Here is a 15475-nt window from a genome sequence, read left to right on the forward strand (position 1 = left end):
GATGCAGACCGGGCTCTATGTATCGCTTTCGTCCCAGCTTGCACTTGATCGCCGCATGGCGACGCTGGCCGACAATGTCGCGAACTCGTCGACGGTCGGTTTCCGCGCCACGGAAGTCAAGTTCAACCAGGTCATCAGCGACCAGAAGACTGCCGACGTCGCCTTCGTCTCGCAAGGCAAGGAGTTCATCTCGACGCGCAACGGCGGCCTTACCCAGACCGGCGGCACGCTCGATTTCGCAATCAAGGGTGAAGCCTGGTTCCAGGTTGAAACACCCTCCGGCCCGACGCTCACCCGCGACGGCCGCTTCACCCTGACGGATGCGGGAGAGCTGGTGACGGTGAACGGCTATCCGGTCCTCGATGCCGGCGGCGGTCCGATCCAGATCGATGCCAATGGCGGTCCGATCATGCTCAGCGCCGATGGCCAGCTCAACCAGAACGGCCGGCCCGTGGCGGCCCTCGGCATCTTCGAGGCGGACCTGTCCGGCGGCTTCGTGCGCGCCGGCAACAGCGGCATCATTCCCACGCTTGCGCCGCAGCCCATCGTCGACCGGGTCGATGCCGGCGTCATGCAGGGCTATGTGGAGGAATCGAACGTCAACGCCATCGGCGAGATGACCCAGCTCATCCAGGTCACCCGCGCCTTCGAGAACATCGCGGCTCTCATGCGCGGCAGCGAGGATTCCCTGAAGGAAGCCATCCGCACCTTCGGCGGGAACCGGTAAGCGCTCATGACGGCAAGCGGCACGATGAACGGCGGAAGATCGACACCCGAAGGCGGGCGCATGCTGAATGCCCTGGCGGGGCTGGTGCGGCGCTATTCCTCGCCCGAATTCTCGGTCACCCATGGCGGCCATGTCCAGACGATCGCGGCCGGCAACTACACGGTCAGCGGCCTCTCGCGGCATGTGCGGCTCGGTGAATTCGTGGCGCACAAGAGCGCCACGGGTATCCATCTCGGGGAGGTCGTCCGCGTCGAGCCGGAGACGGTCGTCGTCTGCCCGATCGAACCGGGCGAGCCGATCGGCATCCACGACACGGTCATTCGCAAGGGCGCCTTCAGGATCGCGCCGACATCCTCCTGGTGCGGCCGCACGATCAATGCGCTCGGCGAGCCGATCGACGGGCTCGGCTCGCTTGCGCAGGGCGACGTGCGCCGGTCCATCTCCAATTCCGCCCCGCCCTCCATGACGCGCAGGCGCGTCGAGACGGGGTTCAACACCGGCGTGCGCGCGATCGATATCTTCACGCCGCTTTGCCTTGGCCAGCGTCTCGGCATTTTCGCCGGTTCCGGCGTCGGCAAGTCGACGCTGCTGTCGATGCTTGCGCGGGCGGATGCCTTCGACAAGGTGGTGATCGCCCTCGTCGGCGAGCGCGGCCGCGAAGTGCGCGAATTCATCGAGGATACGCTCGGCGACAACCTTGCCAAGTCTGTTGCGGTGGTGGCGACCAGCGACGAAAGCCCGATGCTGCGCAAGATGGCGCCTTTGACGGCCGTCACGATCGCCGAACACTACCGCGACCAGGGCGACAACGTGCTGCTGATCATCGACAGCGTGACGCGGTTCGCCCATGCCATCCGCGAGGTCGCGACCGCCTCCGGCGAGCCGCCGATCGCGCGCGGCTACCCGGCCTCTGTCTTCACCGAGCTGCCGCGTCTTCTCGAGCGGGCAGGGCCGGGCGCGGAAGGCGCCGGGACGATCACCGCGATCATCTCGATCCTCGTCGACGGCGACAACCACAACGACCCGATCGCCGACTCCACGCGCGGCATCCTGGACGGCCATATCGTGATGGAACGCAGCCTTGCGGAAGAAGGGCGCTATCCGCCGATCAATCCGCTCGCCTCGATCTCGCGACTTGCCCGCAAGGCCTGGACGCCGGATCAGGAGAAGCTGGTGTCGCGGCTGAAATCGCTCATGCACCGTTTCGAGGAAACGCGCGATCTTCGCCTCATCGGCGGCTATCGCCCGGGCGGCGATCCGGATCTCGATATGGCGATCAAGCAGGTGCCGATCATCTACGAGGTTCTGAAACAGACGCCGGGCGAGGACCCCGCCGGTGACGCATTCTCCGATCTTGCGATCGCGCTGAGAAACGCGGCCGCGCAGGGCGGTGCACCGGCAGTGCGAAGGGGATGACAGTGACTGATTTCGATGCAGACGAAACCATCCAGCCGCTCCGCCGATCGGACCGGACGCGCTACAGCACGGGTGACAAGATTCTTGTCAGCGCAGGCGTGATGCTTGCGGCGGGCGCCGCTTTCTTTCCCTGGTATGTCTTCCTGAACCCGGCAAAATTCTCGGTGCCGACCCTGTGGGAGGGCAAGACCCGCAACCTGCCGGAAACGGCGGGCAAGGAAGTGGTGAGTGTCTCGCCCGCCGCCATGGTCGATGATGACAACGAACCGGCGCTGGAGAGTGTCGATCCGGTCGCCACCGCCACGACATCGGGCCTTGGCGCGGAGAAGAAGCTCGGTGCGCCGGTGGAAACCGGTCTCACCCAGCCGCTGCCGCTGGGCTCCGGCTTCCGGCTTATGCATGTGGCGAATGGCCGGGCACTGATCGAGGATGCCCGCGGCATGTATATCGTGCGCGTCGGATCGATCCTGCCGGACAACAGCCGCCTCGCCACGCTGGAACAGCGCGACGGCGCCTGGGTGATCGTCACCTCGAACGGCAACGTGATCGAGCGCAACTGACCTGGCGGGCGGGCATACGCCCGCCGCCGATTCGGCCAGGCTGCCCTTTGGCAGCCGGCTGGCCGCTCGCTGTGAAAAGCAGCTGGAGCATTTTCTTTTCCCGGAAATTCAGTGACTTGCAGGCGTATCGCCCATGGTGCAAGTCCCACGCAAGATTGGCTCCGTAGGTTCGCTGTGAACAAGGATGGAGCTTGTCATGCAACCGATACAACTGTTCGAACTGGCATCGAAACAGGCCGAATGGCTCTCAATTCGCCAGAGTGTGGTTGCAGGCAACATTGCCAACGCCAACACCCCCGGGTTCAAGGCGAAGGACGTCACTCCCTTCCAGTCGGTGCTCGAAACGACGGCCATTCGCATGGCAGCGACGCGGCCGGGCCATTTCACCGAAACCGAAATGGCAAGCCGCGTCATCGAGACGAGGCCCAACGAAGAGGTCGGCGTGCAGGAGTCCGGCAACACGGTCGGCCTTGCCGAAGAACTCATGAAGGAAGGCCAGGTCAAGCGTGAGTTCGACCTGAATGCCGGCCTCGTAAAGGCCTTTCATCGCATGATGCTGATGACAGTCAGAAGGTAAAAAATGGATCCGCTCGTAGCTTCACTGAAAGTCGCGGCCTCGGGACTAGAGGCGCAGTCCACCCGTATTCGCATCGTTTCGGAAAACCTCGCAAACGCCCGTTCCACCGGCGATACGCCCGGTGCCGATCCCTTTCGCCGCAAGACGGTAACGTTCGCCGCCGAGCTTGACCGCGCCACCAACGCGTCGCTCGTCGAAGTCGAACGTCTGGGTTTCGATGAAGGCGCCTTCTCGACCGAATACGACCCGGGCAACCCGGCGGCCGACGAAAAGGGTTTCGTCAAGATTCCGAACGTCAACGTGCTCATCGAAATGGCCGACATGCGTGAAGCCAACCGCTCGTATGAGGCCAACCTGCAGAGCATCAAGCAGTCGCGCGACCTGATCAGCGCGACGATCGACCTCCTGAGGGCATCGCAATGATCGAAAGCATAAAGGGCGTAAATTCCCTCTTCTCCAACGGCGCGCTGACCGGCATCGAGACGGGAACCTCCAATGCCGTGTCCGGCGCCGCCGCGCAGGCAACGGGCGGCCAGATGTCCTTCGCCCAGGTGATGGGCGACATGGCGACCGAGATGGCCAACTCGATCAAGCTCGGTGAAACCAAGTCTTTTGAAGCCATCCAGGGCAAGGCGACGACCCGCGAAGTGGTCGACGCCGTCATGAACGCCGAGCAGACGCTGCAGACCGCGATCGCCATCCGCGACAAGGTCGTCACCGCCTATCTCGAAGTAGCCAGAATGCAGATCTGAGGACCGGACATGAAAGCCCTTGCCATTGCCGCTACCGGCATGAACGCGCAGCAGACCAACCTTGAAGTCATCGCGAACAACATCGCGAACATCAACACGACCGGCTTCAAGCGCGCCCGCGCCGAGTTCTCCGACTTGCTCTACCAGACCGAGCGCGCTGCGGGCGTGCCGAACCGCGCCAACCAGGCGGTCGTGCCGGAAGGCGCGATCATCGGCCTCGGCGTCAAAACCGCCGCCGTGCGCAACCTGCACCTTCAGGGCGGCCTCGTTTCCACCGGCAACTCCTTCGACATGGCGTTGATCGGTCGCGGCTGGTTCCAGATCGAGGCGGCGGACGGCACCACGCTCTATACCCGGGCGGGCGCCTTCAACACCAATGCCGACGGCCAGCTCGTCACGCTCGACGGCTATACCGTGGTTCCGGGCATCAACGTCCCGATTGATGCGACCGAGGTCAACGTCACCAAGTCCGGCCAGGTCTTTGCGACCGTCGGCGGAGAGCAGCAGGAACTCGGGCAGATCACGCTGGCGAACTTCGTCAACGAAGCAGGTCTCGAGCCGCTCGGCGAAAACCTCTACCGCGAAACCGCGGCTTCCGGCCCGGCCAATGTCGGCGCGCCGGACGAAGCGGGCTTTGCCTATATCCAGCAGAACTACCTCGAAGCTTCCAACGTCGATCCGGTCAAGGAAATCACCGACCTGATCTCCGCACAGCGTGCTTACGAGATGAATTCGAAGATCATCCAGGCTGCAGACGAAATGGCGGCGGTGGTCAGCAAGAACCTCAGATAGTAACCGGACATGCGGGGAACATGATGTTTCGCCTGATAGCAGCTCTTCGTACTGGAAAGGCCCTTTGGGCCCTGCGGCGTGCGGCCCTTGCCGTACCCGCGGTGCTTGCCGGCCTTCTCCTTGCCGATGCCGCCCTGGCCGACGCGCGCACCGCCGTCGTGCCCAAGCGCATCATCTATCCCGGCGAGGAGATCGACGCGGGCCAGCTCGAAGAGGTTGAGGTCACCAACCCGAACATCGTGAAGGGTTACGCGCAGGACATAGGCGCGGTGAGCGGAATGATAACCAAGCGCACGCTGCTTCCGGGCCGGGTCATCCTCGTTTCCGCATTGCGCGAGCCCTTTGCCGTCTCCCGCGGCACGAGCGTCCAGCTCGTCTTCGACAGCGGCCTGGTGGTGCTTCGCGCCGCCGGGACGCCCTTGCAGGACGGGTCCGTCGGCGAACTCATCAAGGTCCGCAACAAGGATTCGGGCGTGATCGTGTCCGGCACGGTCATGGCGGATGGAACCGTACACGTGGTGGCGAAATGATGCAGACCCTCATTGGCCGCGTTGCGGCCTTCATCGCCTGCCTGCTGCTTGCGGCAGGCCCGGCGCTGCCGGCTGCACGCATCAAGGACGTGGCGTCCTTGCAGGCTGGCCGCGAAAACCAGCTTATCGGATACGGTCTTGTCGTCGGTCTCCAGGGCACCGGCGACAGCATGCGTTCCTCGCCCTTCACCGAGCAGTCCATGCGGGCGATGCTGCAGAACCTCGGCATCTCGATGGTCGGCACGCAGACGCGCGCAAAGAACATCGCTGCCGTTCTCGTCACGGCGAACCTGCCGCCCTTCGCCAGTCCCGGCAGCCGCATCGACGTGACGGTCGGCTCGCTCGGCGACGCGACCTCGCTTCGTGGCGGCACACTCGTCATGACCTCGCTTTCCGGCGCGGACGGCCAGATCTATGCCGTTGCCCAGGGCTCCATCGTCGTCACCGGCATCAGCGCCGGCGGCGAGGCGGCGACCGTGCAGCAGGGCGTGACGACCGCCGGCCGTGTGCCGAATGGCGCGATCATCGAGCGCGAGCTGCCCTCGCGCTTCAAGGATGCATCCGATCTCGTGCTGCAGCTTCGAAACCCGGATTTCTCGACCGCCGTCGGCATGGCCGACGCGATCAACCGCTATGCTGCCGCCCAGTACGGCGCCCCGATCGCCGAATCGCGTGATTCCCAGTCGGTCTATATCGCCAAGCCGAAGATGGCGGATCTCGCCCGCCTGATGGCCGACATCGAGAACCTCGTCGTCGAGACGGACGTGCCGGCACGCGTCGTGATCAATGAGCGCACGGGCACGATCGTCATCGGCCAGGACGTGCGGATATCGCCCGTCGCGGTCAGCTACGGAACGCTGACCGTGCAGGTCAACGAGATGCCGGAGGTAATTCAGCCGGAGCCCTTCTCAAGGGGCGTGACGGCCGTCCAGCCGCGCACGGACGTTCTCGTGCAGGAGGATGGCGGCAATGTCGCGGTGCTCGACGGTTCAAGCCTGCGCTCGCTCGTCTCCGGCCTCAACAGCATCGGCGTCAAGCCGGATGGCATCATCTCCATCCTGCAAAGCATCAAGACGGCCGGCGCCCTTCAGGCAGAACTGGTGCTGCAATGATGAACATGACCCTTTCCACGCTCGCCCGCAGGCTCGCTCTTCCCCTGGCAGGCTTCGTCATGATGGCCATTCCCGGCGCTTTCGCCGAGGAGCGGCCCGTCATCTCGACAACCACGGCAAGCGCCGACGAAGTTCGCGAGTTCTGTACCAACATCGCCGATGCGGCGCGCGACCAGCGCTACCTCCTGCAGAAGCAGGAACTGGAAAACCTGCAGAGGGACGTCGACGAGCGTATCAAGACACTGGAAGCCCGGCGCTCCGAATATGAGGACTGGCTGAAACGCCGAAACGACTTCCTCAAATCCGCCGAAGCGGGTCTTGTCGAGATCTACCGCAAGATGAAGCCGGATGCGGCGGCCTCGCAGCTTGCCGAACTCGATCCGGAGATCGCTTCGGCCATCGTCATGAAGCTGCCACCGCGCCAGTCGAGCACCATTCTGGGTGAAATGCCGGCCGACAAGGCCGCCGCGCTTACCCACATCATCGCCTCGGCGACCGACCCGAATACCTCAAAGGATCCGTCATGAAAAAGATAGCCTCCGCACTTGTCGTCGCGATGGCCGTGTCGGGCTGCTCCAGCCAGGCCATGAACGAGATCGGCCGGGCACCGTCGATGAGCCCGATCGGCAGCGGCCTCAACTATGCCGAAACGCCGCAGATGGCGATGTACCCGAAGCAGCCGCGCATGTCGGCGTCCGGCTATTCGATCTGGAGCGACCAGCAGTCGGCGCTCTTCAAGGACTCGCGCGCCTTCAAGGTGGGGGATATCCTGACCGTCAACATTCGCGTCAACGACCGCGCCAGCTTCGACAACAAGACCGACCGGTCGCGTACCAACAAGAGCGGCATCAACTTCGGCGTCAGCGGCTCCACCGGCGGCGGTAGCGGCATCGATGCGGAAGGCGATCTCGGCTTCGGTTCCTCGACCAGCACGAAGGGCGACGGCAAGACGGAGCGCTCGGAAAAGCTGAATCTGCTCGTGGCCGGGGTCGTGACAGGCGTGATCGAGAACGGCAACCTGCTGATCAGCGGTTCGCAGGAAGTCCGCGTGAACCACGAGCTGCGCATCCTCAACGTCGCCGGCATCGTGCGGCCGCAGGATGTCGATGCAAACAACCAGATTTCCTATGAGCGCATTGCGGAAGCCCGCATTTCCTATGGTGGCCGTGGCCGCCTGACCGAAGTGCAGCAGCCGCCGTGGGGCCAGCAGGCCGTCGATCTGCTCTCGCCGATCTGACCGATCCTGCGCCTTTCATCATTCGGGAAGAAGACCATGGCGGACGAAGAACAAACCGGTGAGAAAAAGCCTTCGCTTGTCGTCACCCTCGGGGCCATAGCCGTCCTGACGCTGCTTGCCGGCGGCGGCGGCTGGCTGGTCGGCAACGTGCTCGCTCCACCGCCTGCCGAAAGCAAGGCGGAAGAGGTGGCGAAAGCCACGCCCGCCGGCGGCAAGGACGCTTCGGCAGGTGAAGCGGGGCAGGAGGTGCCGCACATCTCCACCGAGGCCAACGGCATCGTGATGCTTGACCCGATCACCAGCAACCTTGCCTATCCTTCTGATAACCGGGTGCGCCTCGAAGTCGCGTTGATGTTCAAGGGCACGCCGGACGTGATTCTCGCCGAGGAAATCCACCAGGATATTCTGGCCTACATGCGCACGGTCTCTCTCCAGCAGGTCCAGGGGCCGCGCGGCTTCCAATATCTGAGGGAAGACCTGCAGGAGCGGGTTGACCTTCGCTCCGAAGGACGCGTAACCAACGTCATGTTCCGCACCTTCGTGATCGAATGATTCGAGCCCTTCTGACCATTTTCGCCATGATGGCGATGACCGGCGTGGCCTACGCCCAGCAGCAGTTGCAGCTGCCGGGCGATTTGCTCAACGCGCCCGTCGACGGCTCGGTCGCCTCCTGGATCATCCGTTCCTTCGGGCTGCTCACGATCCTTTCGGTCGCGCCGGGCATCCTGATCATGGTGACGAGCTTTCCGCGTTTCGTCATCGCCTTCTCGATCCTGCGGTCGGGAATGGGACTTGCCACCACGCCGTCGAACATGATCCTCGTGTCGCTCGCGCTGTTCATGACCTTCTACGTCATGGCGCCGACCTTCGACCGCGCCTGGCAGAACGGCGTGGAGCCGCTGATCGCCAACCAGATCGACGAGACGGAAGCCGCCAAGCGCATCGCCGAGCCGTTCCGCGCATTCATGGTGGCCAATACCCGCGACAAGGACATGGAGCTTTTCATCTCGCTTGCGGAAGAGCGCGGCCAGAAGGTGTTCGAGAACGATGTTGCGGACCTGCGTGTCGTGATCCCGGCCTTCATGATCTCGGAAATCCGCCGCGGCTTTGAAATCGGCTTCCTCGTCGTCCTGCCCTTCCTGGTCATCGACCTGATCGTGGCCACCATCACCATGGCCATGGGCATGATGATGCTGCCGCCGACATCGATCTCGCTGCCCTTCAAGATTCTGTTCTTCGTCCTGATCGACGGCTGGAATCTCCTCGTCGGCAGCCTCGTGCGGTCCTTCAGCTAGACCGCTTTATCCCCCCTTAACCATCCCTTCTTACCCGCCATTAACCCTGTTGCCCGGTCGGTCTAAAGCACCCGGCCAATTTAAGATGTTGGCAAGGATTGCCTGCGACTTTTGGCTCAACACGACGGGTTTGGTGACCTTCAGTTTTCTGGAGGAGCCGAGTTGGCATGAGGCCGAACCGCGTAACCGGTAAGTAGTCAGTCCGGTATGTCCCCACCAGTATTTCGTTCAAAGGGACAACTTGAATGTCGAGCATTCTCACCAATTCGTCTGCAATGTCTGCACTCCAGACGCTGCGTTCCATCAACAGCTCCATGGAAACGACGCAGGAGCGTATTTCGACAGGCATGCGCGTCGGCGCGGCCAAGGACAACGCTGCCTACTGGTCGATCGCGACCACCATGCGTTCGGACAACGCTGCTCTTTCCGCCGTTCAGGACGCTCTCGGTCTCGGCGCTGCCAAGGTTGACACGGCTTATGCCGGTGTCGAAGCCGCCATCGATGTCGTCAAGGAAATCAAGGCCAAGCTGGTCACCGCGACGGAAGAAGGCGTCGACAAGCTGAAGGTCCAGGAAGAAATCGTGCAGCTTCAGGAACAGCTGCGCAGCATCGGCTCCGGCGCTTCCTTCAACGGCGAAAACTGGCTCGACGGCAGCGCGGGCGACGCGACGGTCGTTACCGGCTTCGTTCGCGGCGGCGATGGTACGGTCAAGGTTACGACCGCGGACTATGACGCCACCACCAATGCGCTGTTCGGTGCCTATGACGCGAGCACGGGCACGGTCGCCGATGGCGGCATCCTGGAGGAAGTCCTTGGCATCACGCTTGCTGCAGCTGATGGCGCCACCGAGATTGCTGCTCACCTCGACAACGTCGAGCTTGCGCTGACGGATATGTCCAAGGTCGGTTCGACCCTCGGCTCGCTGTCCAAGCGCATCAGCCTTCAGGAAGACTTCGCTTCCAAGCTGTCCAACGCCATCGATAAGGGCCTGGGCCGTCTCGTTGACGCCGACATGAACGAGGAATCGACCCGCCTCAAGGCGCTGCAGACGCAGCAGCAGCTGGCCATCCAGTCGCTGTCGATCGCGAATTCCAACTCGCAGAACATCCTCTCGCTGTTCCGTTAATAACGGATAGAGGCAAGCGCGGAGGCTGACCCGCGCCCACCTCAAAAAAAGGCCGCTCCCGCAAACGGGGGCGGCCTTTTTTCGTTTTTCTTTCGCGCTAAAGACTTCCTTAACCTTAATGCGGTTTTATCGGGACATCGAAGCGGTGAGTTAACCAAGAAACTTAAATGGTTAGCAGGCATGATGCTGACCACCGTTGCCCCGGCGAACCCGGAATGTCCCTTCTTCAGTCAGCCATTCAAGGGGCACTTTTAACATGACGAGCATTCTGACCAACGTCGCGGCAATGTCCGCTCTCCAGACGCTGCGCACCATCGGCAACGACATGGAAACCACGCAGGGCCGCGTGTCCACGGGCCTGCGCGTCGGCGTCGCTGCCGACAACGCCGCCTATTGGTCGATCGCGACCACGATGCGTTCTGACAACCTGGCCCTTTCCGCTGTACAGGACGCCCTGGGCCTTGGCGCCTCCAAGGTCGACACGGCCTATGCAGCCATGGAAAGCGCAATCGACGTCGTCAAGGAAATCAAGGCCAAGCTGGTAACGGCTACGGAAGAGGGCGTTGACAAGGTCAAGGTCCAGGAAGAAATCGATCAGCTCCAGGAGCAGCTGAAGTCGATTGCCGAATCCGCTTCCTTCAGCGGTGAAAACTGGGTCGCCGGCGGCGTGGATACCGTGACGACCGCAGCCGACGTTACCGTCGTTTCGGGCTTCGTGCGCGACAGCAACAACAACGTCTCCGTAAAGACCACCACCTATAACCTCAACGCCACCGTCCCGGCAGCTGCCGGTGAGGATGAAGCCTCGCTGCTCTTCGGCGCCGACACTGACGGTGTCATCGACTACGAAGATTCGGGCACGTCGGGCATTCTCGGCACCACCGCGGACAACTGGGGTCTGGTCGATTTCGGCGACGACCCTGCCAACCCCGCTGCCGCTGCGACCACGGTCTCCGGCATGTCGATCTACACGCTCGACATTTCCGAGCTGGAAAACGACGGCATGGCCGAAGCCCTGAAGCTGGTCGATGCCGGTCTCCAGGCGATGACCAGCGCCGGCGCAAAGCTCGGCTCGATCTCGACCCGCATCGAACTGCAGGAAGATTTCGTCAACAAGCTCTCCGACTCGATCAGCAAGGGCATTGGCCGTCTCGTCGATGCGGACATGAACGAAGAGTCCACGCGCCTCAAGGCCCTGCAGACCCAGCAGCAGCTCGGCATCCAGTCGCTGTCGATCGCCAACTCCTCGGCAGAAGGCGTCCTCTCGCTCTTCCGTTAATCGGAAGCCGGAAGGCAGTACCTCCAGGATTTCCGAAGGCCCCGGTTCTACCGGGGCCTTCGTCGTTTCTCAGAGCGGCGGGTTGAGGAAGGTCGACATGGCTGCATTCTCCGCCCTGCGGGCGAGATAGAGCCGCGCCGTGTCCAGCGCTTCGCGGATCGTCACGTCCATGTCGAGGTAGCGATAGGTGCCAAGCCGCCCGACGAAGGTGACGCCGGTTTCCCGCTCGGCGAGCGCGACGTAGTCGGCAAGCTGCGCCTTCTCCTCGACGAGGCGGATCGGGTAGTAGGGAATGTCGCCCGGCTCGCAGGCCCGCGAGAATTCGCGGTAGCAGACCGAGCCTGCATGCTCTTCCCAGGGGGAGAAATGCTTGTGCTCGGTGATCCGGGTGTGGGGCACCGATACGTCGCCATAGTTCATCACCGCACAGCCCTGGTAGTCGCCTTCATAGGTGAAACGCTCGAAATCGAGCGTGCGATAGCCGAGGCGGCCAAGCTCGTAGTCGAAATAGCCGTCGAGCGGGCCTGAATAGAAGACGTGATCGAAACCGGCGATCTCTTCGCGCCGGAACTCCGCTTCAAGCTTCACCGTGATGTTCGGATGGTCGAGGATGCGCTCGATCATCTCGGTATAGCCGTTTGCCGGCATGCCCTGGTATTTATGGAAGAAATAGTTGTCTTCGTAGTTGAAGCGCACCGGCAGCCGCTTCAGGATCGATGCGGGCAGCTCCGTCGGCGAGCAGCCCCACTGCTTCTGCGTATAGCCCTTGAAGAAGGCCTCGTAGAGATCCCCGCCGACGAAGCGCAGCGCCTGCTCCTCGAAGGTTTGCGGATCCGCGATGGTCTTGTCCGCCTGTTCCTCGAGGAAGGTGCGGGCCTCGTCCGGACGGAAACTCTTGCCGAAGAACTGGTTGATCGTGTGCAGGTTGACCGGCAGCGAATAGACCTTGCCGCCGCTCGTCGTCTTCACGCGATTCTTGTAGGGCATGAAGGCCGCGAAATCGTTCACATAATCCCAGACTTCCCGGTCGTCCGTGTGGAAGATGTGCGGGCCGTAGACATGCACCATCACGCCCGTCGCGGCGTCCCGCTCCGTGTGGCAGTTGCCGCCAACATGCGTGCGCGAATCGACGATCTCGACCTTGTGGCCTTGCTGCGCGAGTTCGCGGCCGATGACGGCGCCGGAAAGCCCGGCGCCGACGATGAGAATTCTTTCTTCCATCATGATGTCCCGTTCTCTGCTTACTGTCCGGCGGGCCAAAGGCGAGCATCGGGCGAGAGCGGTGAGAAGTCGTTGAGCGCTGCAAGCTCCGCCCGGTAGCGGGCGCGATAGGTCTCGTCGTCCTCGAATTCGATACCGGCCGCCGCAAGCTCGGTGCCGATCTCGTAGTAGATGTCGAGGTTGCGCAGGTCCGGCACGGGCGTCTCGCCGCGTTCCGCATCGCCCTGCATTTGCCAGAACAGTTCCTCGAGGCGGCGGGCGAGGCCGGGCATATCACGCAGCGCGCACGTTTCGCGCTGGCGCTGGAGCGTTTCGCGCACCGCCTTGAGGCTTGCCGGGTGCCGCGCGAATTCGACGGCCTTGCGGACATATTCGTCCGGGCCGTTGCAGATCAGCTCGGGAATGCCGGCCGCCGTCACGATGCTGGCGCAGAAGCGCGATGCGAAGCTCTTGCCCGCGATGGTCAGCACCGGCAGGCCCTGCGTGATTGCATCGGCCGCGGTGGAATGCGCGCCGTAGGGGAAGGTGTCGAGGAACAGATCGGCAAGCCCGATCCGGGCGAGATGATCGGGGTTCATCGTCTTGCCGGCGAAGATCAGCCGTTCGGGCGCGACGCCGGCCTCTTCCGCCATCTTGCGCAGGCGCTCGTTGACGCTGTCGTCACCGGCCAGCAGCCAGAGAACGCTGCCCGGCGTTGCGGTGAGGATGCCCAGCCAGCGGATAAAGCAGGAGGCGTTGATCTTCTGCATGCCGTTGAAGCTGGCATAGACGAAGGCGTCTTCCGGCAGGCCGACATCCGCGCGGGTGGGGCGCGGGTTTACCGCACGCTTGCGATCCACCGGCTGGTTGCAGGCGATGTGCAGGACCTTTTCCGTGTAGTAGAGTTCGTTTTCCGGCGGCACGATCGTTGCATCGGCGATCATGTACTGATGGTACGGGCTCGCCAGAGTGCCGGGATAGCCGCAGAAATTCACGATGACCGGCGCGGGTCGATAGGCGAAGATCTTCGTGCGGGCGTGCTTCGTATAGCCGTTGACGTCGATCAGCACGTCGATTTCGTCCGCCAGAATCTGCCGGGCGGCGTCGATATCGCTGAGCCCGGCAATGTCACGCCAATGATCGACGGCTTCCTTGATGCGTGCCTGCGTCGGGTCGATCGGGGCCGGGTCGCCGCAGTAATAGGCGAAGATTTCGACATTCGACTTGTCGTGCAGTTCGAGCACTTCGCTGAGCGCGAAGCCAACCGCGTGCTGGCGCAGGTCGGATGAAACGTAACCGACGCGCAGGCGCTGTCCGCTCCCCGTTTTCTGCCGCACGGGCTTGCGCTCGAAGGCAGCAAGGTCGCCCGGTCGTCCGACGGTCCGCTGGCAATAACGGTGGGCCTTCGCCATGTGGAACAGCGGGTCGTCCACGTAGCATGCGATCGTCATGGAGGACATTGCGTCCATGAAGTGGCGCGTCGTGAGGTGCGTCGAGGGCGTGACGACGGGCCACTTGCATTGGCGCATGCGCAGCGAGATCCAGTGCTGGGCGGCTTCCGGGCGCGAGGGCTGCAGCTCCATCGCCTGCCAGAGCGCGGCCTCGGCCTCTTCGAGCTGGCTGGTGCCTTCGAGCACGCGGCCGATATGCTGGAGGCTGAGCAGCCGGTTGCTGATCCTGTCAGGCGTGACTTCCGCCGTCGCTTCGATGAAGGTGCGCCACTGCTGCACGGCCGGTCCGACCAGTCCGCAATCTTCGAGTGTCCGCCCGAGATTGATATGCGCCTGGCCGAAAAGCGGGCTCAGCCGCACCGCCGCGCGCAGGGCATGCATGGTGCCGGCGACGTCACCGGCCTTGGTGAGCGAAACCGCATAGTTGAAATAGGCCAGATGCAGCAGCGGGTTCTCGTCGTTGAACGCGATCCAGGTCTTGTAGAGCTCGATCGCCGCCGCCACCTGGCCGGCAGCGGACAGGGTCTCCGCGGTCTGGAACAGGTCGGCGAGCGAGAGCTGCTGCGTGCGGGCGCGAAGCAGGAGGTGGAGGAGCGGCGCGTTCGGATCGGGAACGGGGGAGGGGCTGACAGTCATGGACATCCTGCTGCAAGGGGGCCTGCTGGCCGGGCTGTTGAACGACTCTGGATGAGCTCGTCTGCCTTGCTATCGGAGTTGACTTGCGTCGGGCTGGTCGATTTTCACGGGGGGAGGCCTTGCGGCAACTCCCAAAAAGACAGCGGCGCGGCTTGAAGCCGCGCCGCCGGATGTTTGCCTGGTACCAGAGATTAGACCGTGCTGTAGGCCTTGATCACGGCTGCTACCTGGCTCGTGCTCATCGCGGCGATCTGCTCGGCCTTCAGGGCGCGAACCTGCGTGGAGTTGAGGGCGCCGATGTCGTCGGTCCCCAGTCCGGCAATCGCCTTGAGGCTGATTGCTGCAATTTCGTCTGTCGTGAAGGTCTTGATCTCGTCCGAGCTCATTGCCTGCAGGGCCGCAGCGCTGAGAGCTGCGATCTGGGCACTGTTCAGGGCTGCGACCTGTGTCGAGTTCAGCGCCTCAATCTGCTTGGTGCTCAGGGCCGCAATGTTCTTGGCATCGATGGCAGCGATCTGGCTGGTGCCCAGGGCTGCGATCTGCTTGGTGTCAAGGCCCGAGAGCTGCTTGGCGTTCAGTGCCTTGACCTTCGTGGCGTCGAGGCTGGCCAGCTGCGAGGAGGACAGCGCGTTCAGCTGTGCGGCCGAAAGTGCGGAAACCTGCTTGCTGGACAGTGCGGCGAGCTTGTCGGTCGTCAGACCGGCAACAGCAGCGGTGGTCAGGCTGGAGATGACCTTGTCGCTGATGGCAGCCACTTCAGCAGTGGTGAAGAGGGCCAGTTCGG

17 protein-coding genes and 1 pseudogene are annotated in these 15475 nt (G+C 63.1%); 15 read left to right on the plus strand and 3 right to left on the minus strand.

Features of this window, described 5'->3' with window-relative positions:
* The first annotated feature begins 1 nt into the window (after position 1).
* The 15 genes from flgF to WA950_RS03190 all read left to right on the plus strand — a co-directional run bounded on the left by flgF (position 2) and on the right by WA950_RS03190 (position 11404).
* On the plus strand, positions 2-727 hold the full coding sequence (flgF, locus tag WA950_RS03120; RefSeq protein WP_424550214.1) for a flagellar basal-body rod protein FlgF: 726 nt from the start codon (positions 2-4) through the stop codon (positions 725-727).
* Positions 728-751: 24 nt separating this feature from the next.
* Positions 752-2143: a flagellar protein export ATPase FliI gene (gene fliI / locus WA950_RS03125; protein ID WP_424550235.1), complete on the plus strand. Its 1392-nt coding sequence runs from the start codon at positions 752-754 to the stop codon at positions 2141-2143.
* Complete coding sequence (locus WA950_RS03130; protein WP_424550215.1) at positions 2140-2703, plus strand: flagellar protein; 564 nt, start codon at positions 2140-2142, stop codon at positions 2701-2703. The genes fliI and WA950_RS03130 overlap by 4 nt, the downstream gene beginning before the upstream one ends.
* 196 nt (positions 2704-2899) lie before the next feature.
* Positions 2900-3280 carry a flagellar basal body rod protein FlgB gene (gene flgB / locus WA950_RS03135; RefSeq protein ID WP_424550216.1) on the plus strand — a complete coding sequence of 127 codons (381 nt, stop codon included), beginning with the start codon at positions 2900-2902 and terminating at the stop codon, positions 3278-3280.
* Between the two features lie 3 nt (positions 3281-3283).
* The gene (gene flgC / locus WA950_RS03140; protein WP_424550217.1) at positions 3284-3703 is read left to right on the plus strand and encodes a flagellar basal body rod protein FlgC; all 420 of its coding nucleotides are present in this window, start codon (positions 3284-3286) and stop codon (positions 3701-3703) included.
* The gene (locus WA950_RS03145) at positions 3700-4032 is read left to right on the plus strand and encodes a flagellar hook-basal body complex protein FliE (RefSeq protein WP_424550218.1); all 333 of its coding nucleotides are present in this window, start codon (positions 3700-3702) and stop codon (positions 4030-4032) included. Before flgC ends, WA950_RS03145 begins: the two co-directional genes overlap by 4 nt.
* Before the next feature lie 9 nt (positions 4033-4041).
* Positions 4042-4824 (plus strand): flagellar basal-body rod protein FlgG, encoded by a 783-nt coding sequence (gene flgG / locus WA950_RS03150; RefSeq protein ID WP_424550219.1) that lies wholly within the window; start codon positions 4042-4044, stop codon positions 4822-4824.
* A gap of 20 nt (positions 4825-4844) precedes the next feature.
* The gene (flgA, locus tag WA950_RS03155; protein WP_424550220.1) at positions 4845-5354 is read left to right on the plus strand and encodes a flagellar basal body P-ring formation chaperone FlgA; all 510 of its coding nucleotides are present in this window, start codon (positions 4845-4847) and stop codon (positions 5352-5354) included.
* Positions 5354-6466, plus strand: coding sequence for a flagellar basal body P-ring protein FlgI (locus WA950_RS03160; RefSeq protein ID WP_424550236.1), 1113 nt, complete (start codon positions 5354-5356; stop codon positions 6464-6466). Before flgA ends, WA950_RS03160 begins: the two co-directional genes overlap by 1 nt.
* Complete coding sequence (locus tag WA950_RS03165; RefSeq protein ID WP_424550221.1) at positions 6463-6993, plus strand: MotE family protein; 531 nt, start codon at positions 6463-6465, stop codon at positions 6991-6993. Before WA950_RS03160 ends, WA950_RS03165 begins: the two co-directional genes overlap by 4 nt.
* On the plus strand, positions 6990-7703 hold the full coding sequence (gene flgH, locus WA950_RS03170; RefSeq protein ID WP_424550222.1) for a flagellar basal body L-ring protein FlgH: 714 nt from the start codon (positions 6990-6992) through the stop codon (positions 7701-7703). The genes WA950_RS03165 and flgH overlap by 4 nt, the downstream gene beginning before the upstream one ends.
* A 36-nt stretch (positions 7704-7739) precedes the next feature.
* Positions 7740-8255 (plus strand): flagellar basal body-associated FliL family protein, encoded by a 516-nt coding sequence (locus WA950_RS03175; protein WP_424550223.1) that lies wholly within the window; start codon positions 7740-7742, stop codon positions 8253-8255.
* Positions 8252-8998, plus strand: a complete 747-nt coding sequence (gene fliP / locus WA950_RS03180) for a flagellar type III secretion system pore protein FliP (protein WP_424550224.1) — start codon at positions 8252-8254, stop codon at positions 8996-8998. The genes WA950_RS03175 and fliP overlap by 4 nt, the downstream gene beginning before the upstream one ends.
* 245 nt (positions 8999-9243) lie before the next feature.
* Complete coding sequence (locus tag WA950_RS03185; protein ID WP_424550225.1) at positions 9244-10125, plus strand: flagellin; 882 nt, start codon at positions 9244-9246, stop codon at positions 10123-10125.
* Between the two features lie 256 nt (positions 10126-10381).
* The gene (locus WA950_RS03190; RefSeq protein ID WP_424550226.1) at positions 10382-11404 is read left to right on the plus strand and encodes a flagellin; all 1023 of its coding nucleotides are present in this window, start codon (positions 10382-10384) and stop codon (positions 11402-11404) included.
* Between the two features lie 69 nt (positions 11405-11473).
* On the opposite strand, the gene glf is transcribed toward WA950_RS03190, so the two are convergent.
* The 3 genes and pseudogenes from glf to WA950_RS03205 all read right to left on the minus strand — a co-directional run.
* Entirely contained in the window at positions 11474-12631 is a 1158-nt protein-coding gene (gene glf / locus WA950_RS03195) for a UDP-galactopyranose mutase (protein WP_424550237.1), read from the minus strand.
* A gap of 14 nt (positions 12632-12645) precedes the next feature.
* Positions 12646-14691 carry a glycosyl transferase gene (locus WA950_RS03200; protein WP_424550227.1) on the minus strand — a complete coding sequence of 682 codons (2046 nt, stop codon included), beginning with the start codon at positions 14689-14691 and terminating at the stop codon, positions 12646-12648.
* A gap of 191 nt (positions 14692-14882) precedes the next feature.
* Positions 14883-15475, minus strand: a pseudogene (locus WA950_RS03205) (beta strand repeat-containing protein); the annotation flags it as partial.

Source organism: Shinella sp. (assembly GCF_049651085.1).
Lineage (GTDB): Bacteria > Pseudomonadota > Alphaproteobacteria > Rhizobiales > Rhizobiaceae > Shinella.